Genomic DNA, 23,545 nt, shown 5'->3' on the forward strand with positions numbered 1-23,545 from the left:
TTCTTTTCATTTTAACGTGAAAGAGGGGGTTAAAGTCAATTTTTATAAACATTATGCACAAATGGATAATAAATATTCTGTCAGGATTAAATATTATACCATTGGCTAATTCGCAAACGACTCTTACTAAACAAGAATTGTAAAAAGGCCTCTGGCTATATATACTATCCAAGGTTTTATACCGTATTGTCTGTAGGTAAACTTTATTTTTACATTTGAGTTTTGCATAAGTGTGAACTTTTTGTGTATCAACACGGTTTACTTAGATAGTTCCATCGAAATTCATTTTGATGGGTTTTAGAAAAACAAGTAGATGAGCTCCTAGTGGGCAAGATGGGCAAGTAACTGTGAAAAAGCAAAGACCTGTAAATCTAGATCTAACAACTATATCTATGCCGGCAACGGCTAAAGCATCAATTTTTCACCGCGTCACCGGTGTTGCATTATTTTTTGCTTTAACGTTTGTCATTTGGGCGTGGTCTGAGTCTCTTTCTTCTGCAGAAGGTTTTGAATTCGTCAAGGGTCTGTTCAGCGGATTCATTGCCAAATTCATAGCATGGGGCACTATTTCTGTATTGGCGTATCACTTAATCGGTGGTATCCGTCATATCATTATGGATATGGGTCACTGGGAAGAACTTGAGTCAGGAAACTTCAGCGCTAAAGTTGCATTAGCTTTAGGCGTTGTAGCTGCAATTCTAGCAGGAGTGTGGATATGGTTTTAAATCAAGCAACTCTTAAACGTGATGGTGTACAAGATTACGTATCGCTTCGTGCGACAGCCTTAATAATTAGCGCTTACGCTATTTTTATTATTGGTTACTTCTTATGCACGCCTGAAGTCACTTTCGAAGCCTGGCAAGGCCTTTTTTCAAACCTAGCAATGAAAGGGTTCACCTTAATTACCCTAGTTTGCATTATGGTTCACACCCGTATCGGCCTTTGGCAAGTTCTTACTGACTATGTTAAATGCGCTAAATTACGTGCTGTTTTAGGCTTTGTATTAAACCTTATGGCTGTTGCTTACGTAGCAATAGGTCTAATCGTTTTATGGGGTGTTTAAGTGAATTATTCTGTTCGTGAATTTGACGCTGTAGTGATTGGTGCAGGTGGTGCGGGTATGCGCGCAGCACTAGCTATCACTGAATCAGGCAAAACCTGTGCACTTATCTCAAAAGTTTTCCCTACACGTTCTCACACTGTGTCTGCACAGGGTGGTATTACGGTAGCTTTGGGTAACTCGCATGAAGATAACTGGGAATGGCACATGTACGATACGGTTAAAGGTTCCGATTTTATCGGTGACCAAGACGCTATCGAATATATGTGTAAAACAGGCCCAGAAGCTATTACTGAATTAGAAAACATGGGTTTACCATTTTCTCGTTTTGAAAATGGCCGTGTTTACCAACGTCCTTTCGGCGGTCAGTCGAAAAACTTTGGTGGTGAACAGGCTGCACGTACTGCAGCAGCAGCTGACCGTACTGGTCACGCGCTATTACACTGTCTTTACCAACAAAACGTTAAAAACAAAACTAACGTATTTTCTGAGTGGTATGCACTAGATTTAGTTAAGAACAGTGACGGTCACGTTGTTGGTTGTACTGCAATCGACATCGAGTCTGGCGAAGTTGTTTACTTCAAATCTAAAGCTGTTGTATTAGCAACAGGTGGTGCAGGCCGTATCTACGCATCGACAACGAATGCTCACATCAACACTGGTGACGGTGTTGGTATGGCTACACGCGCTGGTGTTGCAATGCAAGATATGGAAATGTGGCAGTTCCACCCAACAGGTATCGCCGGCGCTGGTGTACTTGTAACTGAAGGTTGTCGTGGTGAAGGTGGTTACCTTCTAAATAAAGACGGCGAACGCTTCATGGAACGTTACGCGCCAAATGCGAAAGACTTAGCGTCTCGTGACGTTGTTGCTCGTTCAATGATGACTGAGATCCGTGAAGGTCGTGGTTGTGATGGTCCATACGGTCCACACATCAAGCTTAAGCTTGACCACTTAGGTGAAGAAACACTTAACTTACGTCTTCCGGGCGTATGTGACCTTGCGAAAACGTTCGCACACGTTGATCCAGCTAAAGAACCAATTCCAGTTATCCCAACATGTCACTACATGATGGGTGGTGTTCCAACTAACGTAAATGGTCAAGCATTACAAATTGATGCAAACGGCCAAGAGAAAGTAGTTGAAGGTTTATTCGCTGTAGGTGAGATTGCATGTGTATCTGTACACGGTGCTAACCGCCTAGGTGGTAACTCGCTACTTGATTTAGTTGTATTCGGCCGCGCAGCTGGTAACTTCTTAGGCACATACCTTAACGGTGTTGAAGCAGGTAAAGATGCGTCTGAATCAGACCTTGAAGCATCACTTGCACGCTTTAACCGTTGGGAAAACTCTAAAGCTGGCCAAGGTGAAGACCCAGTACAAATCAAGAAAGATCTACAAATGTGTATGCAACTTAACTTCTCGGTATTCCGTGAAGGTGAGGCAATGGCAACAGGTCTTAAAGAGCTTAAAGAAATTCGTGAACGTCTTCAGTATGCGCGTCTTGACGACAAGTCAACAGAGTTCAATACTGCACGTATCGAATGTTTAGAGCTAGATAACTTGATGGAAACAGCTTACTCAACTGCAGTAGCTGCAAACTTCCGTACAGAAAGCCGTGGTGCACACTCTCGTTTTGACTACCCAGATCGTGATGATGAAAACTGGTTATGTCACTCAATCTTTAACCCAGTTACAGATGAAATGACGAAACGTGAAGTTAACTACGCGCCGAAACTGCGTGAAGCTTTCCCACCTAAAGCACGTACATACTAGGAGCGAGACGATGGCACAAGTACAATTTTCGGTTTATCGTTACAATCCAGATGTTGATAATGCACCACGTATGCAAGACTTCTCGCTAGAAACGCAAGAAGGCCAAGATATGATGGTATTGGATGCGCTTATGCAATTAAAAGAGCAAGATCCAACATTATCATTCCGTCGTTCATGCCGTGAAGGTGTGTGTGGTTCAGACGGTATCAACATGAATGGTAAAAACGGTTTAGCGTGTATTACACCTTTATCAACGCTACTAAAAGGTGGCAAAGGTAAAATCGTAATTCGTCCTTTACCAGGTTTACCAGTGGTACGTGACCTTGTTATTGACATGAGTCAGTTCTACACTCAATACGAAAAGGTAAAACCTTATCTAATTAATGACACGCCTGCGGCGGGTGAACGTCTTCAATCAATTGAAGAACGTGATAAGTTAGATGGCTTGTATGAGTGTATTTTATGTGCATGTTGTTCAACATCGTGTCCTTCGTTCTGGTGGAATCCAGACAAGTTCATTGGTCCTGCTGGCCTTCTTCATGCGTATCGTTTCTTGGCAGATAGCCGCGATACAGCAACTGAAGAGCGTTTAGCAGACCTTGACGATGCGTTCAGCGTGTTCCGTTGTCACAGTATCATGAACTGTGTTAGCGTGTGTCCAAAAGGTCTTAATCCGACCAAAGCGATTGGACAAATCAAATCAATGCTTTTAAACCGCTCGGTTTAAGGATATTGAATATGTAAGGTGGTTAATTTATTAACCACCTTGTTTTTATAACAATTAATTTCTGCGCTAAAGAAAAGGGCTTATAAATGCACGAAGGTGTGATGAAGGCATGGCTAGAATCTTCTCACTTAAACGGCGGTAACGTTGCTTACGTAGAAGAGCTTTATGAAGCGTACTTAGATGATGCGACTTCTGTGCCAGAAGAATGGCGAGAAGTGTTCGAACAATTACCAAAAGTTGATGGTGTGGATGTTGACGTTAAACATTCAGAAGTTCGTGCACAATTTGCACAGCTTGCTAAAAACAAGCATAGAGAGGTAGTGGTAGCAGAGGGTGGCTCTGGCGATCCTAAACAGGTCAAAGTGCTACAACTTATTAATGCTTTCCGTTTCCGTGGTCACCAAAATGCCAACCTAGATCCATTAGGTATTTGGCAACGCGAACGTGTTCGTGATCTTGAATTGGAATATCACGATTTATCAGAAGCTGATTTTGACCGTGAATTCAATGTGGGTTCGTTTGCCGTAGGTCGCGAAACCATGCCTCTTGGTGAGTTATACCAAGCACTAAAAACGACCTATTGTGGGTCAGTTGGTGCTGAGTACATGCACATCACTTCAACTGAAGAAAAACGTTGGTTACAACAGCGTTTGGAATCAGTGCAATCACGTCCTACTTTTTCAAAAGATGAAAAGCTGCGTATCCTTAAAGGTTTAACAGCTGCTGATGGTCTTGAAAAGTATTTAGGTGCAAAATTCCCTGGTGCTAAACGTTTCTCACTTGAAGGTGGTGATGCATTAGTACCTATGCTTAAAGAGCTAATTCATCGTGCAGGCGAAAGCGGGCAAAAAGAAGCCGTTATTGGTATGGCTCACCGCGGTCGTTTGAACGTACTAGTAAACGTATTAGGTAAAAACCCTTCTGATTTATTTGATGAGTTTGCTGGAAAACACAAAGACACATTAAGCTCAGGTGATGTTAAGTATCACATGGGTTACTCATCTGACTTTGCAACTAAGGGTGGCAATGTGCATATGGCACTTGCGTTTAACCCATCTCACCTTGAAATCGTAAACCCAGTAGTTATGGGCTCGGTTCGTGCGCGTTTAGATCGCCTAGGTGACAAGTCAGGGATTAAAGCATTACCAATCACTATTCACGGTGACTCTGCGATTGCAGGTCAAGGTGTTGTACAAGAAACATTTAACTTATCGCAAACTAATGCATTTAGTTGTGGTGGTAGTATCCGCATTGTTGTTAATAACCAAGTTGGTTTTACAACATCAAAACAGTCGGATGTACGTTCTACGCCATACTGTACTGATATTGCGAAAATGGTTCAGGCACCAATTTTCCACGTTAACTCTGACGATCCTGAAGCAGTTGCATTTGTTACACAAATCGCACTTGATTTCAGAAATCAATTTAAACGTGATGTAGTGATTGATTTAGTATGTTATCGCCGCCATGGCCATAACGAAGCGGATGAGCCAAATGCGACTCAGCCTCTTATGTACCAAAAAATCAAAAAGCACCCAGTACCGCGTCTTATCTATGCAGACCAACTTGTGTCTGAAGGTTCATTCTCAGAAGAAGAAATAAAAGCACTTGCTGATGAATACCGCAATGGCCTTGACGGTGGTAACTGTGTTGTTGAAGAAATTCAACCAGAAACGTCACACTCTTCTGATTGGGCTAAATTTGTTGGTCACGATTGGAATGTAGAGTATGACGCAAAAGTCTCAGTAGAAAAGCTTAAAGAGCTTGGTAATATCGTTGCTAGCTACCCTGAAGGCCACAAAGCGCAATCACGTGTTAAGAAAATCTACGACGATCGTAAGCAAATGGCAGCCGGTGAAAAACCACTTGATTGGGGTATGGCAGAAACACTTGCTTACGCAACCCTTGTTGATGCGGGCACTGACATTCGTTTAACTGGCCAAGACTCTGGTCGTGGTACGTTCTTCCATCGTCATGCTGTTGTTCATAATCAACAAGATGCATCTACCTACTTACCACTGCAAAACATCAGTGAGAATCAAGGTGCATTTGAAGTATACGATTCTGTATTATCTGAAGAAGCAGTTCTTGCATTTGAATACGGTTATGCAACCGCTGAGCCTACATCACTTGTTATGTGGGAAGCACAGTTTGGTGACTTTGCTAACGGCGCACAAGTTGTATTTGACCAATTCTTAAGCTCAGGTGAGCAAAAATGGGGCCGTTTATGTGGCCTTACATGTTTACTTCCTCATGGTTATGAAGGGCAAGGTCCTGAGCATAGTTCAGCACGTCTTGAACGTTTCTTGCAATTGTGTGCTGATCACAATATGCAAGTGTGTGTACCTTCAACACCTGCGCAAGTATATGCAATGCTGCGTCGTCAATCGGTACGTCCACTTCGTCGTCCATTGATTGTTATGACACCTAAGTCGTTACTTCGTCACCCGCTGGCAACATCAACACTGGAAGAGTTATCTGAAGGTGTGTTCCACAATATGATCGATGAGATCGATGATATTGCAGCTGATAAAGTGGAACGCGTTGTATTTTGTAGTGGTAAAGTTTATTACGAGCTACTACAAGAGCGTCGTAAGCAAGAACTAGATAACATTGCTATTGTTCGCGTTGAGCAACTATATCCATTCCCTCATGATGAGATGGATACAATTATGCAGCGTTACCAGCATGTTAAAGACTTTGTGTGGTGCCAAGAAGAGCCGCAAAACCAAGGTGCGTGGTATTGTTCACAACACCATTTTGTTGATGCAATCCCACAAGGCGCTAAATTGACTTACGCTGGTCGTAAAGCTTCGGCATCGCCTGCATGTGGTTACATGTCAGTGCATACAAAAGAACAACAAGCGCTCGTTGCAGATGCGCTTACTATTGAAAAGAAAGGATAAGCAATGAGCACAGAAATTAAAGTTCCTGTACTTCCTGAGTCGGTTGCTGATGCTACCGTAGCGACTTGGCACGTAAGTGTTGGCGATAAAGTAAGCCGTGACCAGAATTTGGTAGATATTGAAACAGACAAAGTTGTTTTAGAAGTTGTTGCACCAAATGATGGTGTAATTACTGAAATTTCACAAGAAGAAGGTGCAACTGTTCTTGGCGAGCAAGTAATTGCTTTACTTGGTGATGCTGATGAAGCACCAGCAAGTGATGACACTGCTAAAGAATCAGCACCAGCTAAATCAGAAGAAGACGCGCCGGCTGCGGCGCAATCAGCACCAGCATCAGAAGGTAAAGAAGTGGACATTAAAGTACCTGTACTTCCAGAATCAGTCGCAGACGCGACAATTGCTACATGGCATGTACAACCAGGCGAAGCGGTAACTCGCGACCAAAACTTAGTTGACATCGAAACTGATAAAGTTGTTCTTGAAGTTGTTGCCCAAGATGACGGTATCATGGGTGAGCACATTCACGCAGAAGGTGAAACCGTGCTAGGTGAGCAAGTAATCGGTACTGTTAAAGCCGGTGCTGCGCCAGCTAAATCTGCTGCTAAAGAAGAAGCGCCAGCCGCTTCTAGCGACTCAAATGACAGCTCTGACGTATTAACACCGTCAGTACGTCGTTTAATCGCTGAGAAAGGTCTTGATGCGTCTAAAATCAAAGGCACTGGCAAAAATGGCCGTGTAACTAAAGAAGATGTTGATAAATTCTTAAAAGCACCTGCTGCTGCACCAAAAGCTGAAGCTTCTGCACCAGCTGCGCCTATGGGTGACCGTACACAAAAACGTGTGCCTATGACACGTTTACGCAAAACAATTGCTAATCGTCTACTTGAAGCTAAAAACTCAACTGCGATGTTAACTACATTTAACGAAGTGAACATGAAGCCAATCATGGACCTTCGTAAGCAGTACCAAGAAGTATTCGAAAAGCGCCACGGTATCCGTTTAGGTTTCATGTCTTTCTACGTGAAAGCAGTGACTGAAGCACTTAAGCGTTTCCCTGAAGTTAATGCATCTATCGACGGTGATGATATCGTTTATCACAACTACTTCGATATCAGCATCGCAGTTTCTACACCACGTGGTCTTGTTACGCCAGTTCTTAAAGACTGTGACAAGCTATCAGTTGCTGAAATCGAGAAGGGTATTCGCGAGTTAGCACTTAAAGGTCGTGATGGTAAATTATCTTTAGATGATATGACTGGTGGTAACTTCACTATCACTAACGGTGGTGTATTCGGTTCATTGCTATCTACACCAATCATCAACTTACCACAGTCTTCAATCTTAGGTATGCACAAAATCCAAGATCGTCCTATGGCTGTTAACGGTAAAGTTGAAATCTTACCAATGATGTATTTAGCGTTATCTTATGATCACCGCCAAATTGATGGTAAAGAATCTGTAGGCTTCTTAGTGACAATTAAAGAGTTACTAGAAGATCCAACTCGATTATTACTAGATGTTTAATCTAGTTGTATAAAAACTAAGCTGTGAACCATGTTCGCAGCTTTTTTTTTGCGCCTTTGGTCTAACTGGGGTTTTCATGTCGAGCCTTGGGATTTATACTAGGTGCGCAATTTGGGATAGCTGTTTATTTGCATAAATATTCAGCTCTTTTAGTATAAAAAATTGGATAAAGCATCATGAATTTGCATGAGTATCAGGCAAAACAACTTTTTGCCGAATATGGTTTACCAGTTTCTCACGGTTACGCTTGCGATACACCTGAAGAAGCTGCAGCAGCTGCTGAGAAAATTGGCGGTGATATGTGGGTTGTTAAAACACAGGTTCACGCAGGTGGCCGTGGTAAAGCTGGCGGTGTTAAGCTAGTTAAAACAATCGACGAAGTGAAAGAGTTCGCTGCGAACTGGTTAGGTAAAAACTTAGTTACTTACCAAACAGACGAAAATGGTCAGCCAGTAGCTAAAATCCTTGTAGAAAGCTGCACTGACATCGCTAACGAATTATACCTTGGCGCTGTAGTAGATCGTGCTTCTCGTAAAGTTGTTTTCATGGCATCTACTGAAGGTGGTGTGGAAATCGAGCAAGTTGCAGAAGAAACGCCAGAATTAATTCACAAAGCTGAGATCGATCCACTAGTTGGTCCTCAAGCTTATCAAGCTCGTGAATTAGGTTTCAAACTTGGTTTAAACCCAACTCAAATGAAACAGTTCGTTAAGATCTTCATGGGTCTTGCTAACATGTTCAACGATTTCGATTTCGCTCTTTTAGAAATCAACCCGCTAGTAATCACAGACGAAGGTAACCTTCACTGTCTAGACGGTAAAATCGGTGTAGATGGTAACGCGCTTTACCGTCAACCTAAAATCCGCGAAATGCACGATCCTTCACAAGAAGATGCACGTGAAGCTCACGCTGCAAGCTTCGAGCTTAACTACGTTGCACTAGATGGTAACGTTGGTTGTATGGTTAATGGTGCAGGCCTAGCAATGGGTACTATGGACATCGTAAACCTACACGGTGGTAAGCCAGCTAACTTCCTAGATGTTGGTGGCGGTGCGACTAAAGAGCGTGTATCTGAAGCATTCAAGATCATCCTATCTGACGATAACGTTAAAGCTGTTTTAGTTAACATCTTTGGTGGCATCGTACGTTGTGACATGATCGCAGAAGGTATCATTGGCGCAGTTAAAGAAGTAGGTGTAAATGTTCCTGTAGTAGTACGTTTAGAAGGTACTAACGCTGAACTAGGTCGTGAAGTTCTTGCAAGTTCTGACCTTAACATCATCGCTGCTGAGTCACTAACAGACGCAGCTGAAAAAGTTGTTGCTGCTGCGGAGGGCAAATAATGTCTGTATTAATCAATAAAGATACAAAAGTTATCTGTCAAGGTTTCACAGGTGGCCAAGGTACTTTCCACTCAGAGCAAGCGCTTGAGTATGGTACACAAATGGTTGGTGGTGTAAGCCCTGGTAAAGGCGGTCAAACGCACCTAGGTCTTCCAGTATTCAACACAGTACGTGACGCTGTAGAAGCAACAGGTGCAACTGCATCTGTTATTTACGTACCAGCTCCTTTCTGTAAAGATGCTATTTTAGAAGCTATCGATGCAGGCATCGAGCTTATCGTTTGTATCACTGAAGGTATCCCAACACTAGACATGGTTGACGTTAAAGTTAAGCTTGACCAAACTGGTGTTCGTATGATCGGTCCTAACTGCCCAGGTGTTATCACTCCTGGTGAAACGAAGATCGGTATCATGCCTGGTCATATCCACAAGCCTGGTAAAGTAGGTATCGTATCACGTTCTGGTACACTTACTTACGAAGCGGTTAAACAAACTACTGACGCTGGTTTCGGCCAATCAACATGTGTTGGTATCGGTGGTGACCCAATCCCAGGAACTAACTTCATCGACGTTTTAGAAATGTTCGAAAAAGACGAGCAAACTGAAGCAATCGTTATGATCGGTGAAATCGGTGGTACTGCAGAAGAAGAAGCTGCTGAGTACATCAAGCACAACGTGACTAAACCTGTTGTTTCTTACATTGCGGGTGTTACTGCACCTCCAGGTAAGCGTATGGGTCACGCTGGTGCAATCATTGCAGGCGGTAAAGGTACTGCTGATGAGAAGTTTGCTGCATTAGAAGCTGCGGGCGTAAAAACTGTACGTTCATTAGCTGACATCGGTAATGCACTTAAAGAGAAAACAGGCTGGTAATCAGTTTCAATCTCTTAAAAAGGCTCGCTTATGCGAGCCTTTTTTGTATCTGATATATTGCGGCCAATCGATGTCAAAATTTACTCACAAAACGGGAATAATAATGCTTTATTTGTGAATATAAATTCTTTAGACTGATATCTTGTTTATTCGTTTTTATTAAAAACATCCGATTTTACAAGGTAAATATTACGTGCGTACCACTGAATTGGTCGATGGATTTCGTCAGTCAACTCCCTATGTTAATGCCCACAGAGGCAAAACTTTTGTCGTAATGCTTGGTGGAGAGGCAATAGATCAGCCTGGTTGTCGCAGCATTATCAACGATGTTGCATTACTTACCAGCCTAGGTATTAAAATTGTTTTAGTGTTTGGCGCACGACCACAGTTTAATGCAGCACTTGAGCAAGTTGGCATAACTAGTCAGTTCCACAATGAGATACGCGTAACGGATAACGCCACCTTTGATGTAATTAAAAAAGTTGCGGGTGCAATGCAATTTGATATTACAGCACGGTTATCAACGTCTCTTAGTAGTACACCTATGTCAGGCTCTTTTCTGAATGTGGTAAGCGGTAACTTTGTCATCGCACAGCCACTAGGTGTGGATGAAGGGGTTGATTATCATCACTCAGGAAGAGTAAGGCGCATTGACGTAGAGGGTATTCGCCATCAGTTAAATAATAACGGTATTGTATTATTAGGGCCGATTGCGGCATCAGTTACCGGTGAAAGTTTTAATTTAACCGCAGAAGAAATTGCTACTCAAGTAGCGTTAAAACTGCGTGCCGATAAAATGCTCGGTTTCTGTCAAGAAGCCGGTATTTTAGATGAAAATGGCGAAGCAATCGCTGAGTTGATGCCAAACGAAGCGGAACGTGTTTTAGCTAATTACCGCAACCAAGCTGATTCGTGTGTAAGTGCGACTGTTTTCTTACAAGCTGCAATTGATGCTTGCCGAGGTGGTGTACATCGCTGCCACCTAGTTAGTTACAAAGAAGATGGCGCGTTATTACAAGAATTGTTCTCTTTAGATGGTATTGGTACACAAATCGCACCACAAAGCTCAGAGCAACTTCGTAGCGCAACTATCTCTGATATAACCGGTATCATTAACCTTATTAGACCGCTTGAGCAGCAAGGCTATTTAGTGCGTCGTTCACGTGAACAGCTAGAAATCGAAATTGAACAATTTACAGTTATTGAACGTGATGGACTTATCATTGCCTGTGCAGCTTTGTATCCGTTTGCTGATGAACAGGTAGGGGAGTTTGCGAGTTTGGCTGTTCACCCTCAGTACCGAGATGCCGATCGCGGCAGTTATCTACTGAGGTTTATTATTAATAAAGCCAAGCGTGCGGGTTACTCGCATTTATTTGCACTGACTACACGGAGTATTCACTGGTTTTTAGAGCAAAGCTTTGAAATAGTGACAGTTGATGAGTTGCCGGCAAAGAAAAAAGCGCTTTATAACCATGAACGCCGTTCTAAGGTATTGCGTTTGGACCTCACTAAGCTGAGTAAAAACAGGTAACCAAAAGGTGACGCATGGGCGTCACCTTCAATTTTCAATACTTTACTTATCTAATATTGATAGTTAATGTGCTGATAAAAACGTACACGTAAATCTTGCCGAGTTGGGTTGAATGCCAGCTCATCGGTCACTTCATTAATTGCGCTTTGAACTTGGTTCATAAATCGACCATAACCAATATCATGCTTATCTTTATCTGCGGCTGCAATCACGAAATGCAGCACGTCAACTAAGCTCTTGGCATCCCAGTAATGCTGTAATTGGGGTTCTTTCGTGCTGCAATCAAAGGTCAATTTTTGTAGTTCACTGTTGCTTTGCGCATTATCGATATGGCTATTGCGCACTATAGGTCGGGTACCATTAGCGATAAAAGCCCCCAGTGTTAATTGGCGTTTTTCACATGCGCGTTTAAACGCATCAAAAATATACTGATAAAATTGTGTGTAGTTTGCTTCGTTAAGCATATGCTGGAATTGCGTTTTTATCGCACGCGTCACTGGAATTGAGAATCCCGCATAGGTCATTTCACTGTGCTCACTTGGTAAGTGACATTGACGAGACTGATAACGAGGGTAGAGGCTTCTTAATTTATAACCGTAGCTTTCTTTATGGCCTTTTGCTTTTGCAAACATGTCATAAGTAAGGTGTTGGTGATCGCGAATTTTTAGCGAAGATTGGTTGCTTAACAGCTTATCTTGTAAGCTGCTAATGACACGCTGTACTTTATGATGAAACTGGGCTGCATTAGCCCTAATTTCTTCACCGGTTGCCAAGAATAAGAAGCGAATCTTTTTACATTTTTCATCATCCGAAGCAAATATAGTGTGGGCTTCATGGTATTGAGGATTATAAAAAAATAGAATTTGTTTGGCGGTTTCTAAGCTATATGCTTCATCGTGATAACGAACCACGGGTAGTTTATCATTTGCGATTAGATGAACATTGTGAAGTTCATATTCGTCGCATAGTGCAAATAATTCCCTTGCAAGACGCTTATAACTGCAGTTAACTGAGCTAAACTGCGCGAAAAACTCATCGTTTGGTTTAAATTCAACTAGCACATATTGGTTTGCACGTGCTGAGCTTGGAATATAGACTCGATGTTGATTGAGCGAAGCCATCTTTTTTCCTTATTAAAAGTAAAACTGTCGGGACTATATCGCTACTGGATGATCATTTTATTGCGTTAGAACAATTTTTTTACCGATTTTGTCGAGTCTGTGAACTATGTATTCAACAATCGACTTAATATCTTCAATAAACATGATTCAACTACTGTATGTTAAGGTTTGTTTTTGTAATAATGCATTAGTTTTGTCACCATGCAATATTCAGAGGATTATGCTCCTATGGCGGAAATTGAGAATCGCCCAAGTAACTTTATTAGAACGCGTATTGATGAAGATCTCGCAAGCGGTAAGCATGCGACTACGCACACGCGTTTTCCACCAGAACCAAACGGTTTTTTACACATTGGTCATGCAAAGTCGATTTGCTTAAACTTTGGTATTGCCAAAGATTATCAAGGTCTTTGTAATTTACGTTTCGATGATACGAATCCAGAAAAAGAAGACATCAATTACGTAAATTCGATTAAAGAAGATGTGCAGTGGTTAGGTTTTAAGTGGGATGGTGAAATCAAGTATTCATCTAACTATTTCGATGCGTTATACGGCTATGCGGTTGAGCTTATCGAAAAAGGCCTTGCGTATGTGTGTTTCTTATCGCCAGATCAAGCGCGTGAATACCGTGGTACATTAAAAGAGCCAGGTAAAAACAGCCCATACCGTGACACACCAGTTGAAGAAAACCTAGCGTTATTTGAAAAAATGCGTAATGGCGAATTCAAAGAAGGCGAGTGTGTACTTCGTGCAAAAATCGATATGGCAAGCTCATTCATGGTATTACGTGATCCGATTATATATCGTGTCCGTTTTGCTCATCACCACCAAACAGGTGACAAGTGGTGCATTTACCCAATGTACGACTTTACGCATTGTATTTCTGATGCGTTAGAGGGCATTACACACTCATTATGTACGCTTGAGTTCCAAGATAACCGTCGTTTATACGATTGGGTATTGGATAACATTAGCCTTGAGTGTCATCCGCAACAAATCGAGTTTTCACGATTAAATCTTGAGTACACCATTATGTCTAAGCGTAAATTAAACGACTTAGTGGTTAATGGTCATGTTGAAGGGTGGGACGACCCGCGTATGCCAACGATTGCTGGTTTACGTCGTCGTGGTTATACACCTGCATCAGTACGTGAGTTCTGTTCTCGTATCGGTATCACTAAACAAGAGAACATGGTTGAAATGGGTATGCTAGAAGCATGTATCCGTGAAGACCTAAATGAACATGCACCACGTGCAATGGCAGTTCTTGATCCGGTGAAGATTGTTATCGAAAACTATGACGCAGATAAAGTAGAAACGTTATCTGTTGCAAATCACCCGAATAAAGAAGAGATGGGCCGTCGTGATGTGCCTTTCACGCGTGAACTTTATATCGAGCGTGAAGACTTCCGTGAAGAAGCAAATAACAAGTTCAAGCGTTTGGTCCTTGATAAAGAAGTACGTTTACGTGGTGCTTATGTAATTAAAGCTGAGCGTGTTGAAAAAGATGAAAATGGTGAAATTACTACTATCTTCTGTTCTTACGATCCAGAAACTCTGGGTAAAAACCCAAGTGATGGTCGCAAAGTTAAAGGTGTAATTCACTGGGTATCAGCAAGTGAATCTATCACAGCTGAAGTACGTTTATACGACCGTTTATTTAACGTACCAAACCCAGCTGCTGCCGAAGACTTTAACGCAACTTTGAACCCAGAGTCACTCGTGGTGCTTGCTAACGCTAAAGTTGAACCGTCACTTGCCAACGCACAAGCAGAGCAGGGCTTCCAGTTTGAGCGTATGGGTTACTTCTGTCGTGATAGCAAAGCTGAAACATTAGTATTCAATCAAACTGTAGGTCTTCGTGATTCATGGGCGAAGATTGAACAAAAAGGCTAAACCTTTTAACTAAATTTTTAAGTTTCTAAGCTTAATAAAAAACCCTTTCACTTTTAAAGTAAAAGGGTTTTTTTATAACGATTAAAACTTAAGTCAAATTAGAAATAACCGCGAATACCTAAGCTGAAATTACGACCTGGTAGTGGTGCTTTCTCTTTAATAAATGAGCTGTGTACGAAACCTAGCTCATCGGTTAAGTTATCAATATTAATATAAAGCTGTGTATCTACAGGGCCTAAATCGAGTTGGTAGTTAGCAGATGCATCAAACAAAGTATAGCCATCAGTTTTTGTTTCATAGGCTGTGATATCTGACTGCTCAAAATAATGTGTACCTGTTAAGCTAAACTGCCAATCTGCAAATGTGTATTGTAATTCAGAGCCAAGTTTATTGGCTGGCACACGTGGTAAATAGCCTTCACTATCCTTTAATTTCGCAGTTGTTGAATCACCAAATACTTTTACTAATGCGCTCGGTGTAACTTGGTAATGAACATCAAACTCAACACCGTAAAGTTTTGCATCTTTACTCGCGAATTGATAAACCGCCATTGCATCTTCATCAGCATCCGCTGCTGACTCTAAACCGTGCTCTTCATCAAATACTAAGCCTGTATTTTGTTGGTAGTAGTAGTTTTCAATATCGTTATAGAAGAAATTAACTGTGTAACCAAAATCGCCAATAAAACGGCGGAAGCTTAAATCAAAATTGGTGGCAGTTTCTTGATCAATATTTTCCGGTTCAAAATGAATTTCACCATCCTCAATGTGATAACCAAGGCCCAATTCATAGGTACTAGTAGCAATGTGCACACCATTTGATAGTAGCTCAGCACTCAGTGGTGCACGCTCTGAACGTGACACACTTAGAGCAACACTTTGACCTTCTTGATATTGCCAAATCGCACCTGCAGATAAGCTAAGGTTTGTGAAATCTTCGCTGTAGCTGATAATTTCAGCTTCTTCGTGTGCTTCTTCCTCGTGGTCATCTTCATGATCGTGATGGTGTTCACTCATGGTGATATCTGAGTCAATTTTGTAATCTTCGATTCGTGCACCTAGCTCAACCGTAACGTCACCAAATTGTCTTTCTTCGAGTAAAAATAATGCGTTTGAAGTTGTGGTGCTGGCAGGGGTAAAGGCTTCTTCACCGTCTGCATCATAATCAGACTCATAAAAGTGATAGCCTGCTATGCCATGCCACTGTCCTAATTTATGCTCAACAGTGGCACGTGCTTCTGTTGTTTCGTTATGAAAAACAGTGCCGATTTCTCCACCTTCAATTTCGGCATGTTGATAATCAGTGTAACCGACACGAAGCGTAATATTTTCGATCCAGTTATCGTGCAATGCATAGCTCATGTAACCTTGCCAACGGTCTTGTTCTAAGCGTGCAAATACTGATTCTTCATGCTCTTGTTCACCTTCATGATGCTCACCTTCTTCATGCTCGTCATGTTCATGATGATGGTGTTCATGAGCAGGAATACCATAGTCAGTTTCAATACGACCATAGGACATGCCTACCGTTAAATGTTCACCTACATAGCTAGTACCAAAATTCAGCGTTTCGCTGTCGATAAATGTGTTTTCTACGCTGTTAGCTGTTTCGTGCTCTTCATGCTCTTCACCTTCATGTTCTTCGTGTTCTTCAGGAAGCTCGAAGGTAGGGGTTTCATAATCGTGGCCTTTACGCTTAGTTCCGTCAAAATGGAAATTAAATCCGTTATTACCCGTTTCTAACTTAGCGGCGTAGGTATTGGTATCCGACACTGTATCGTGAGTGTATTGTGCAGCGCCGGTTAGCGTATCGATGCTATCGGTAGGGATGCGATTATCAACGACGTTTACTACACCACCAATCGCACCTGAGCCATAAAGTAGGGTAGCAGGGCCGCGAAGTACTTCGATTTGTTCAGCAGCTAAGCTGTCGTTAGATGTGGCGTGATCTGGGCCTATACGTGAGGCATCGCTGCTATCAAGACCATTTTGGGTGATTTTTACACGTGGACCATCTAAGCCACGAATAATTGGACTTGATGAAACTGGGCCAAAATAACTGGCATTCACACCAGGTAAGCCTTTTAGTGTTTCACCTAAAGTTGGCTTGGCTTTGTTTTTTAAATTATCACCAGCAAGTACATTAACCGGTGAGATCATTTCTAAACTATTTTTATGTAGGGCTGATGCATAAACAACAACAGTTTCAACTGACGTCGGTGTTAGATTGACGACAACAGATTGGCTGTCACCAGAAATTTCTATACGTTTATCAATGTAGTTGTCTTTACTTATGTGGAGTTGGCCTTTGTTATCTACATCAATTTTAAATTGACCTGATTTGTCCGTCACCACTGTTTGTGATTTACCGTGAACATGAATTTCGGCATTTGCAATGGGTTGTTGCTTATCGTCTAGAACTTGACCTGAGATAACAGCTGCAAAGCTTGAATGTGAAAATAAAGCTGCTGCAACGGCACTTGAAAGTACTGTAAGTTTATTCATCGTTCCTACTTCTGAGTTTATTATTAATAATCTTGATATAATATAACACCTCATTTATGGCAAAACAATGACGTTATAGTATAACTTTTGTTTTGTCGCTATTTACCATACATCGGCTATACTCAAGACACCTTACTCGTGTAAAGGTTAACAGCTATGTCTGATAAAAATAGGGTATTCAAGGCACAATTTAGTATCGCTAATTTACGCCAGCACCGTAATCATTCTACGGTATTTACTACTGCGTGCGAGCGCTCAGAAAGCTACCAGCACTTTGTTCTTAAATTATTAAGTTATTGTGTATTTTCATATAATGAGGATGCTGTGCTTAATGCAAAATCAGATCGTTCAGAGCCTGATGTTGCTATCAAAGCATTAGATGAGCACTATATAACTTGGTTAGCCGTTGATGAACCCGATTTTCCCACTCTCAGTAAAATGGCGAAAAGGGTGGATGAATTATGGGTAGTGACAACATTGGATGGTGATTGGCTGAATGAATATCAGCATTCACTTGAACTGATCAGCAATGGACATTTGATTGCCTTTGATCATCAATTTATCGATGATTTAGCGTCACACCTAACCAAAAACCTACAGTGGAATGTCACTATTGATGAGCATTCAATCAGTGTTGCAGATAAGCTTGGTTTTTATCAGAGTAAGCAATTAGTTTGGCATTAAAGCTCAATGGTTATCTTACCATTGGGCTTACTGCAACATAGTAAAACTTCGCCTTCTCGCACAAAAGCAAGCGGCTCTTGATTATACTTGACGCTCCCTTCAACTAATTTTGCACGGCATGCACCGCAGTAACCTTCTCGGCATTGGTAGGGGACATCTATTTTTTGTTGTTCTAGGCATTCAAGGAGAGATGAACAGCCAGAATCAAACTCTACATTCTGGCTGTCTGTTCCTGCAAGGATAACCTGTGCAGTGATGTTAGTGCTCATTACAGGTCGAAGTCACCAAAGTCAGATGCATCAACTTGAGAGTCGATTTGACCAACTAGATAAGAGCTAATTTCAGCTTCTTGAGGGGCAACTTGTACATTGTCTGATACCAACCAAGAGTTGATCCAAGGAATAGGATTGCTCTTACTTTCAAACTGAGCAGGTAAGCCTACCGCAGTCATACGTGCATTAGTGATGTATTCAACGTATTGGCATAAGATATCTTTATTTAGACCAATCATAGAACCATCTTTGAATAAGTATTCTGCCCAATCTTTTTCTTGCTCGGCAGCTTCGACAAACATTTGGATCGCTTCTTCGCGGCATTGTGCAGCAACGATCGCCATTTCTGGGTCGTCCTTACCATCTTGCATAATGTTTAGAATGTGCTGTGTGCCAGACAAGTGCAGTGCTTCATCACGCGCAATTAACTTGATGATTTTCGCATTACCTTCCATTAATTCACGCTCAGCGAAAGCAAATGAACACGCAAAACTTACGTAAAAACGAATGGCTTCTAGGATGTTAACCGACATCATAGCAAGGTAAAGCTGCTTTTTAAGATCAAATAAGCTTACTTTGATTTCTTTACCATTAATAACATGTTTACCTTCACCATATAAGTTATATAGCGATACCATGTTGATTAAATCATCATAGTATTTGGTTACCGCATCAGCGCGCTCACTGATTTTTTCATTGCTTACAATATCATCGAAGATAAGCTCAGGAGATTGCGTTACGTTACGAATAATATGCGTATAAGAACGGCTGTGAATAGTCTCGCTGAATGCCCATGTTTCGATCCATGTTTCAAGCTCAGGGATTGATACAATCGGCAGTAAGGCAACATTTGGAGAGCGACCTTGCACACTATCAAGTAGTGTTTGATATTTTAGGTTACTCAAAAAAATGTGTTTTTCATGATCAGGAAGCGCTTGGAAATCTAAGCGATCTTTACTTACGTCAACCTCTTCAGGGCGCCAGAAAAACGATAATTGTTTTTCGATTAGCTTTTCGAAAATAGGGTACTTTTGTTGATCGTAACGTGACACGTTTACTGTTTGGCCGAAAAACATCGGTTCTTGTAATTGGTTATTATGGTTTCGACTAAAAGTTGTATATGACATAGTGATTTCTCAAAAAACAGTCAGGACAAAGCGGGCTAATGAGCCCGCCTTTGTTATGTTATTAATTTAATTAGATTTTACAAGCGCCGCCTGCACAACTGTCATCTTCAACCTCAGGTGTTAACTCATCTTGAGAGTCAGATGCACCGTCACGGGTGTTGTGATAGTACAGGGTTTTAACACCGAGTTTATACGCAGTTAGTAAATCTTTTAATAGCACCTTCATAGGTACTTTACCGCCTTCGTACTTAGATGGATCATAGTTCGTGTTTGCAGAGATCGTTTGGTCAACGAATTTTTGCATAATACCAACAAGTTGTAAGTAACCATCGTTTGAAGGAATATCCCACAGTAGCTCGTAGTTATCTTTCAGATTTTCATACTCTGGTACTACTTGCTTTAAGATACCATCTTTACTTGCTTTAACACTGATATGACCACGTGGTGGTTCAATACCATTTGTTGCATTAGAGATTTGCGATGATGTCTCTGAAGGCATTAGTGCAGACAGCGTCGAGTTACGCATACCGTGCTCTTTAATGCTGGCACGTAATGAATCCCAGTCTAAGTGAAGTGGCTCTTCACAGAACTGATCAAGGTCACGCTTGTAAGTATCTGTTGGCATAATGCCTTGAGAATACGTAGTCTCGTTAAATTTTGGACATGCACCACGTTCTTTCGCTAACTCATTTGACGCTTTCATTAGGTAATATTGAATTGCTTCAAATGTTTTGTGAGTCAGCGCATTTGCACTGCCGTCTGAGTAACGCTTGCCATTTTTCGCTAAGTAGTAAGCAAAGTTAATTACACCAATACCTAACGTACGACGACCCATAGTCGCGTTTTTAGCTGCTGGAACAGGGTAGTCTTGGAAATCAAGTAAGTTATCAAGCGCACGAACTGCAAGTTCAGCAAGCTCTTCTAATTCATCAAGTGATTCAATTGCACCTAAGTTAAACGCAGACAAAGTACACAGTGCAATTTCACCTTCTTCATCCATTACATTGCTAAGTGGCTTAGTTGGTAATGCAATTTCTAAACATAGGTTAGATTGACGAATTGGTGCCACAGTCGAAATGAACGGGCTGTGTGTATTACAGTGGTCAACATTTTGTAAGTAGATACGACCTGTGCTTGCACGCTCTTGTGCAAACATTGAGAATAACTCAATCGCTTTAATACGTTTTTTGCGAATTGACTCGTCTTGCTCGTACTTAACATATAGCTCATCAAACTTCGCTTGATCTTCGAAGAAGGCGTCATATAGACCAGGTACATCTGATGGGCTAAATAAAGTGATGTAATCATCTTTAATTAAACGGCTGTACATTAATTTGTTGAACTGTACACCGTAGTCAAGGTGACGAACACGGTTATCGTCAACACCACGGTTGTTCTTAAGAACTAATAAGTTTTCAACTTCTAAGTGCCATAATGGGTAGAATAGGGTTGCTGCGCCGCCGCGTACACCACCTTGTGAACAGCTTTTAACTGCTGTTTGAAAATGCTTATAAAACGGGATACAACCTGTGTGGTACGCTTCACCGTTGCGAATAGGGCTGCCAAGCGCACGAATGCGACCCGCATTAATACCAATCCCTGCACGTTGCGAAACATACTTAACGATCGCAGACGATGTCGCATTAATAGAATCTAGGCTATCACCACACTCGATAAGTACACATGAGCTGAACTGGCGCGTAGGCGTACGCACACCGGCCATGATTGGTGTTGGTAATGAAATCTTGAATGTAGATACTGCATCATAAAAGCGCTTGATGTAGTCAAGACGCGTTTCTTTTGGATAATCAGAGAATAAGCTTGCAGCCACTAAGATATATAAAAACTGTGCACTTTCGTAAATTTCACCAGTAACACGGTTTTGAACCAAATATTTCCCTTCTAGCTGTTTTACAGCAGCATAGCTGAAGTTTAAGTCGCGGTTGTGATCAATATAAGAATCTAACTCATCGATTTCTTGCTCGGTATAATCAACAAGTAAGTGTTGATCATAACGTTTGTCTTCAACTAATTTCGTGATGTGATCGTATAAGCGTGGTGGCTCAAATTGGCCGTACGCTTTTTTACGTAAATGGAATACAGCTAATCGAGCAGCAAGGTATTGGTAGTCAGGCGTATCTTTAGAGATCTGATCAGCTGCCGCTTTGATGATAGTTTCATGAATGTCATCGGTACGAATTCCATCGTAAAATTGAATATGTGATTTTAATTCAACTTGCGAGACAGACACGTTATTTAGACCTTCGGCGGCCCAAGCGATCACGCGGTGGATCTTATCTAGATCAAGTGACTCTTTACGGCCGTCACGTTTGCTTACAGATAGCTGTTGGTTCATAGTCTTGCCTGTATTCCTTGGGAAATTATATTTTTAGTGAAAACTTATTCTTCAGTATAATTTTTATTATTAAACACTAGATTGTGTGAATTGAATAACATTTAGCCACAATATCTGGTGTTCTTTAAATTGCAGATCACAAGATAGTGTGGTCTGCGATCATTTGCAAGGGACAGAAATGCCCCTATTTGTGGATAACTACTGGATAAGCGCATTGTGTTAGTGAGCATTAACCTTTGACCATTCATTGATGATGAAATTTGTAAAAATCAACTCAAGATCTAGAAAATTTACCGTTTTTGAAAATAAATTTTGACTGTTTTTTTTATCGTCAAAGAATGCTCAAAACTCAAACCGATCACAATATATAGTATCTAAATTTAAATATAGCACTATATATGGTTAAATCCATCAATAGGCGAATGCCAATTGAAATCAGCTTGCCAATCCAGAGCAGCATCAACACTAGGTATATAGCCCCATAAAGCAGTAGCGCTATACATATTGGCTGCTTTTGCCGCTTGGATGTCGCGCTCCGCATCCCCTATATATAAACAACGACTGGGATCAACATTGAGGATCTCAGCAGTATGCAGTAGTGGATCTGGAGATGGCTTCGCCACGTCTAGTGTATCTCCACTCACCACAGCCATAGCATTACTTAAAGAAGGGATTGCTTTGACTAACGGCTCTGTTAAAAAACCTGGTTTATTAGTCATAATGCCCCATTTAATGTCTTTTTGTTCAAGTGCAACTAAGAGCTGCTCTATACCCTTAAAGCATTTACTGTGCACAGCAATATCTGCAGCGTAGTAGTCAAGAAGCTGCTGGCGCAAGGCGAGTTGTTCAAGTTCGGGCCATTTATCACCAAAGCCTACTTCTAATAATGCATTTGCACCATTAGAAGCTGCGGGGCGATAAACATGCTCAGCAACAGGCGCCACATTGGCATCAGCTAAGACACGGTTTAATGCGCCACCTAAGTCATCTGCGGTATCGAGTAGTGTGCCATCTAAATCAAAGATAAACGCATCAAAATCGATAGAGGGTGTTTGTACACCACTCATCAGACCAGTTTCTCAAAGTGAAGGATGTAATTAACACTGACATCATCATTTAAGCTGTACTGCTTAGAGAACGGATTATAGGTAAGGCCTGTACTGGCTCTTACTTTTAAGCCTGCCTCTTCTGCCCATGCAATAAGCTGTGCAGGTTTTATAAATTTCTTGTGGTCATGAGTACCTTCGGGCACCATTTTTAAAAGCTTTTCAGCGCCAACAATGGCAAATAAGTATGCTTTCGGGGTTTTATTTAATGTTGAAAAGAATACATCGGCGCCCGGTTTGGCAAGTTCTGCTACAGCACGAATAATAGAAGCAGGATCTGGAACATGCTCCAGCATTTCCATACAAGTGATCACATCAAAGCGAGCAGGGTGCTCTTCAGCAAATTCTTCTGCGGGTACTTTAATATAATCAACGGGCACGCCGGTTTCCAAACTGTGTAGTTTGGCAACGGTTAATGGCTCTTGACCCATATCGATGCCGGTCACTTTTGCGCCCATACGTGCCATGCTTTCACTTAAAATGCCGCCGCCACAGCCAACATCTAAGGTTTCCTTATCAAATAAGCCGCCCACTTTATCGGCAACAAAATCCAAGCGAAGAGGATTTATTTCATGAAGAGGTTTGAACTCTCCGTCGCGATCCCACCAACGTTCTGCGATGGCTTCAAACTTTGCAATTTCTGCATTATCTACATTTTGATGTTCGGTCATAAAAAACTTCCTCGTCAATCTGAGGCCATTATATAGGGGTAAATTAATAAATCGCAAAGATTTAGC

The 23,545-nt window shown here is 41.5% G+C and carries 18 protein-coding genes; 11 read left to right on the forward strand and 7 right to left on the reverse strand.

The window, feature by feature from the left end; translation table 11 throughout:
- Positions 1-347: 347 nt before the first annotated feature.
- The 9 genes from sdhC to argA all read left to right on the forward strand — a co-directional run bounded on the left by sdhC (position 348) and on the right by argA (position 11,742).
- Positions 348-725: a succinate dehydrogenase, cytochrome b556 subunit gene (sdhC, locus tag L3Q70_RS07915; protein ID WP_082401567.1), complete on the forward strand. Its 378-nt coding sequence runs from the start codon at positions 348-350 to the stop codon at positions 723-725.
- Entirely contained in the window at positions 716-1,063 is a 348-nt protein-coding gene (gene sdhD / locus L3Q70_RS07920) for a succinate dehydrogenase, hydrophobic membrane anchor protein (RefSeq protein ID WP_062569005.1), read from the forward strand. The genes sdhC and sdhD overlap by 10 nt, the downstream gene beginning before the upstream one ends.
- Positions 1,064-2,836: a succinate dehydrogenase flavoprotein subunit gene (gene sdhA / locus L3Q70_RS07925; protein WP_062569006.1), complete on the forward strand. Its 1,773-nt coding sequence runs from the start codon at positions 1,064-1,066 to the stop codon at positions 2,834-2,836.
- 10 nt (positions 2,837-2,846) lie between these two features.
- Positions 2,847-3,563 carry a succinate dehydrogenase iron-sulfur subunit gene (locus L3Q70_RS07930; RefSeq protein WP_062569007.1) on the forward strand — a complete coding sequence of 239 codons (717 nt, stop codon included), beginning with the start codon at positions 2,847-2,849 and terminating at the stop codon, positions 3,561-3,563.
- 86 nt (positions 3,564-3,649) lie between these two features.
- Positions 3,650-6,469, forward strand: a complete 2,820-nt coding sequence (locus L3Q70_RS07935; RefSeq protein ID WP_062569008.1) for a 2-oxoglutarate dehydrogenase E1 component — start codon at positions 3,650-3,652, stop codon at positions 6,467-6,469.
- Between the two features lie 3 nt (positions 6,470-6,472).
- Positions 6,473-7,993 (forward strand): 2-oxoglutarate dehydrogenase complex dihydrolipoyllysine-residue succinyltransferase, encoded by a 1,521-nt coding sequence (gene odhB / locus L3Q70_RS07940; protein ID WP_237115197.1) that lies wholly within the window; start codon positions 6,473-6,475, stop codon positions 7,991-7,993.
- Between the two features lie 176 nt (positions 7,994-8,169).
- Positions 8,170-9,336: an ADP-forming succinate--CoA ligase subunit beta gene (sucC, locus tag L3Q70_RS07945; protein WP_062569010.1), complete on the forward strand. Its 1,167-nt coding sequence runs from the start codon at positions 8,170-8,172 to the stop codon at positions 9,334-9,336.
- Positions 9,336-10,208: a succinate--CoA ligase subunit alpha gene (gene sucD, locus L3Q70_RS07950; RefSeq protein ID WP_062569011.1), complete on the forward strand. Its 873-nt coding sequence runs from the start codon at positions 9,336-9,338 to the stop codon at positions 10,206-10,208. The genes sucC and sucD overlap by 1 nt, the downstream gene beginning before the upstream one ends.
- A 193-nt stretch (positions 10,209-10,401) precedes the next feature.
- Positions 10,402-11,742, forward strand: a complete 1,341-nt coding sequence (gene argA, locus L3Q70_RS07955) for an amino-acid N-acetyltransferase (protein ID WP_193988768.1) — start codon at positions 10,402-10,404, stop codon at positions 11,740-11,742.
- Between the two features lie 50 nt (positions 11,743-11,792).
- On the opposite strand, the gene L3Q70_RS07960 is transcribed toward argA, so the two are convergent.
- Complete coding sequence (locus L3Q70_RS07960) at positions 11,793-12,863, reverse strand: DUF3083 family protein (protein ID WP_062569013.1); 1,071 nt, start codon at positions 12,861-12,863, stop codon at positions 11,793-11,795.
- A 228-nt stretch (positions 12,864-13,091) separates the two neighbouring features.
- Here L3Q70_RS07960 and glnS point away from each other — a divergent pair, with 228 nt between their 5' ends.
- On the forward strand, positions 13,092-14,759 hold the full coding sequence (gene glnS, locus L3Q70_RS07965) for a glutamine--tRNA ligase (RefSeq protein WP_062569014.1): 1,668 nt from the start codon (positions 13,092-13,094) through the stop codon (positions 14,757-14,759).
- A gap of 98 nt (positions 14,760-14,857) precedes the next feature.
- Here glnS and L3Q70_RS07970 read toward each other — a convergent pair whose 3' ends face one another.
- A complete protein-coding gene (locus L3Q70_RS07970; RefSeq protein ID WP_237115198.1) occupies positions 14,858-17,263 on the reverse strand; it encodes a TonB-dependent receptor in 2,406 nt (801 codons plus the stop codon).
- 156 nt (positions 17,264-17,419) lie between these two features.
- Between L3Q70_RS07970 and L3Q70_RS07975 the strand changes: the two genes are divergently transcribed.
- A complete protein-coding gene (locus L3Q70_RS07975) occupies positions 17,420-17,947 on the forward strand; it encodes a YaeQ family protein (RefSeq protein WP_237115199.1) in 528 nt (175 codons plus the stop codon).
- Here L3Q70_RS07975 and yfaE read toward each other — a convergent pair.
- The 5 genes from yfaE to ubiG all read right to left on the reverse strand — a co-directional run bounded on the left by yfaE (position 17,944) and on the right by ubiG (position 23,479).
- Positions 17,944-18,216: a class I ribonucleotide reductase maintenance protein YfaE gene (yfaE, locus tag L3Q70_RS07980; protein WP_062569017.1), complete on the reverse strand. Its 273-nt coding sequence runs from the start codon at positions 18,214-18,216 to the stop codon at positions 17,944-17,946. The two genes, L3Q70_RS07975 and yfaE, sit on opposite strands and share 4 nt — an antisense overlap.
- A complete protein-coding gene (gene nrdB / locus L3Q70_RS07985) occupies positions 18,216-19,346 on the reverse strand; it encodes a class Ia ribonucleoside-diphosphate reductase subunit beta (RefSeq protein WP_062569018.1) in 1,131 nt (376 codons plus the stop codon). The genes yfaE and nrdB overlap by 1 nt, the downstream gene beginning before the upstream one ends.
- A gap of 70 nt (positions 19,347-19,416) precedes the next feature.
- Positions 19,417-21,702 carry a class 1a ribonucleoside-diphosphate reductase subunit alpha gene (gene nrdA / locus L3Q70_RS07990; RefSeq protein WP_062569019.1) on the reverse strand — a complete coding sequence of 762 codons (2,286 nt, stop codon included), beginning with the start codon at positions 21,700-21,702 and terminating at the stop codon, positions 19,417-19,419.
- A 392-nt stretch (positions 21,703-22,094) separates the two neighbouring features.
- Positions 22,095-22,769 (reverse strand): HAD-IA family hydrolase, encoded by a 675-nt coding sequence (locus tag L3Q70_RS07995; RefSeq protein WP_062569020.1) that lies wholly within the window; start codon positions 22,767-22,769, stop codon positions 22,095-22,097.
- A complete protein-coding gene (gene ubiG / locus L3Q70_RS08000) occupies positions 22,769-23,479 on the reverse strand; it encodes a bifunctional 2-polyprenyl-6-hydroxyphenol methylase/3-demethylubiquinol 3-O-methyltransferase UbiG (RefSeq protein ID WP_062569021.1) in 711 nt (236 codons plus the stop codon). The genes L3Q70_RS07995 and ubiG overlap by 1 nt, the downstream gene beginning before the upstream one ends.
- Positions 23,480-23,545: the final 66 nt, after the last annotated feature.

The organism is Pseudoalteromonas sp. CF6-2 (assembly GCF_021729425.1).
Classification (GTDB): domain Bacteria; phylum Pseudomonadota; class Gammaproteobacteria; order Enterobacterales; family Alteromonadaceae; genus Pseudoalteromonas; species Pseudoalteromonas arabiensis.

Bases quoted from the DNA above. Each gene is read 5' to 3' on its own strand.
- sdhD (WP_062569005.1), top strand. From the start codon at position 716: ATGGTTTTAAATCAAGCAACTCTTAAACGTGATGGTGTACAAGATTAC.
- L3Q70_RS07930 (WP_062569007.1), top strand. From the start codon at position 2,847: ATGGCACAAGTACAATTTTCGGTTTATCGTTACAATCCAGATGTTGAT.
- L3Q70_RS07935 (WP_062569008.1), top strand. From the start codon at position 3,650: ATGCACGAAGGTGTGATGAAGGCATGGCTAGAATCTTCTCACTTAAAC.
- odhB (WP_237115197.1), top strand. From the start codon at position 6,473: ATGAGCACAGAAATTAAAGTTCCTGTACTTCCTGAGTCGGTTGCTGAT.
- sucC (WP_062569010.1), top strand. From the start codon at position 8,170: ATGAATTTGCATGAGTATCAGGCAAAACAACTTTTTGCCGAATATGGT.
- sucD (WP_062569011.1), top strand. From the start codon at position 9,336: ATGTCTGTATTAATCAATAAAGATACAAAAGTTATCTGTCAAGGTTTC.
- L3Q70_RS07960 (WP_062569013.1), bottom strand. From the start codon at position 12,863: ATGGCTTCGCTCAATCAACATCGAGTCTATATTCCAAGCTCAGCACGT.
- glnS (WP_062569014.1), top strand. From the start codon at position 13,092: ATGGCGGAAATTGAGAATCGCCCAAGTAACTTTATTAGAACGCGTATT.
- L3Q70_RS07970 (WP_237115198.1), bottom strand. From the start codon at position 17,263: ATGAATAAACTTACAGTACTTTCAAGTGCCGTTGCAGCAGCTTTATTT.
- L3Q70_RS07975 (WP_237115199.1), top strand. From the start codon at position 17,420: ATGTCTGATAAAAATAGGGTATTCAAGGCACAATTTAGTATCGCTAAT.
- yfaE (WP_062569017.1), bottom strand. From the start codon at position 18,216: ATGAGCACTAACATCACTGCACAGGTTATCCTTGCAGGAACAGACAGC.
- nrdB (WP_062569018.1), bottom strand. From the start codon at position 19,346: ATGTCATATACAACTTTTAGTCGAAACCATAATAACCAATTACAAGAA.
- nrdA (WP_062569019.1), bottom strand. From the start codon at position 21,702: ATGAACCAACAGCTATCTGTAAGCAAACGTGACGGCCGTAAAGAGTCA.
- L3Q70_RS07995 (WP_062569020.1), bottom strand. From the start codon at position 22,769: ATGAGTGGTGTACAAACACCCTCTATCGATTTTGATGCGTTTATCTTT.
- ubiG (WP_062569021.1), bottom strand. From the start codon at position 23,479: ATGACCGAACATCAAAATGTAGATAATGCAGAAATTGCAAAGTTTGAA.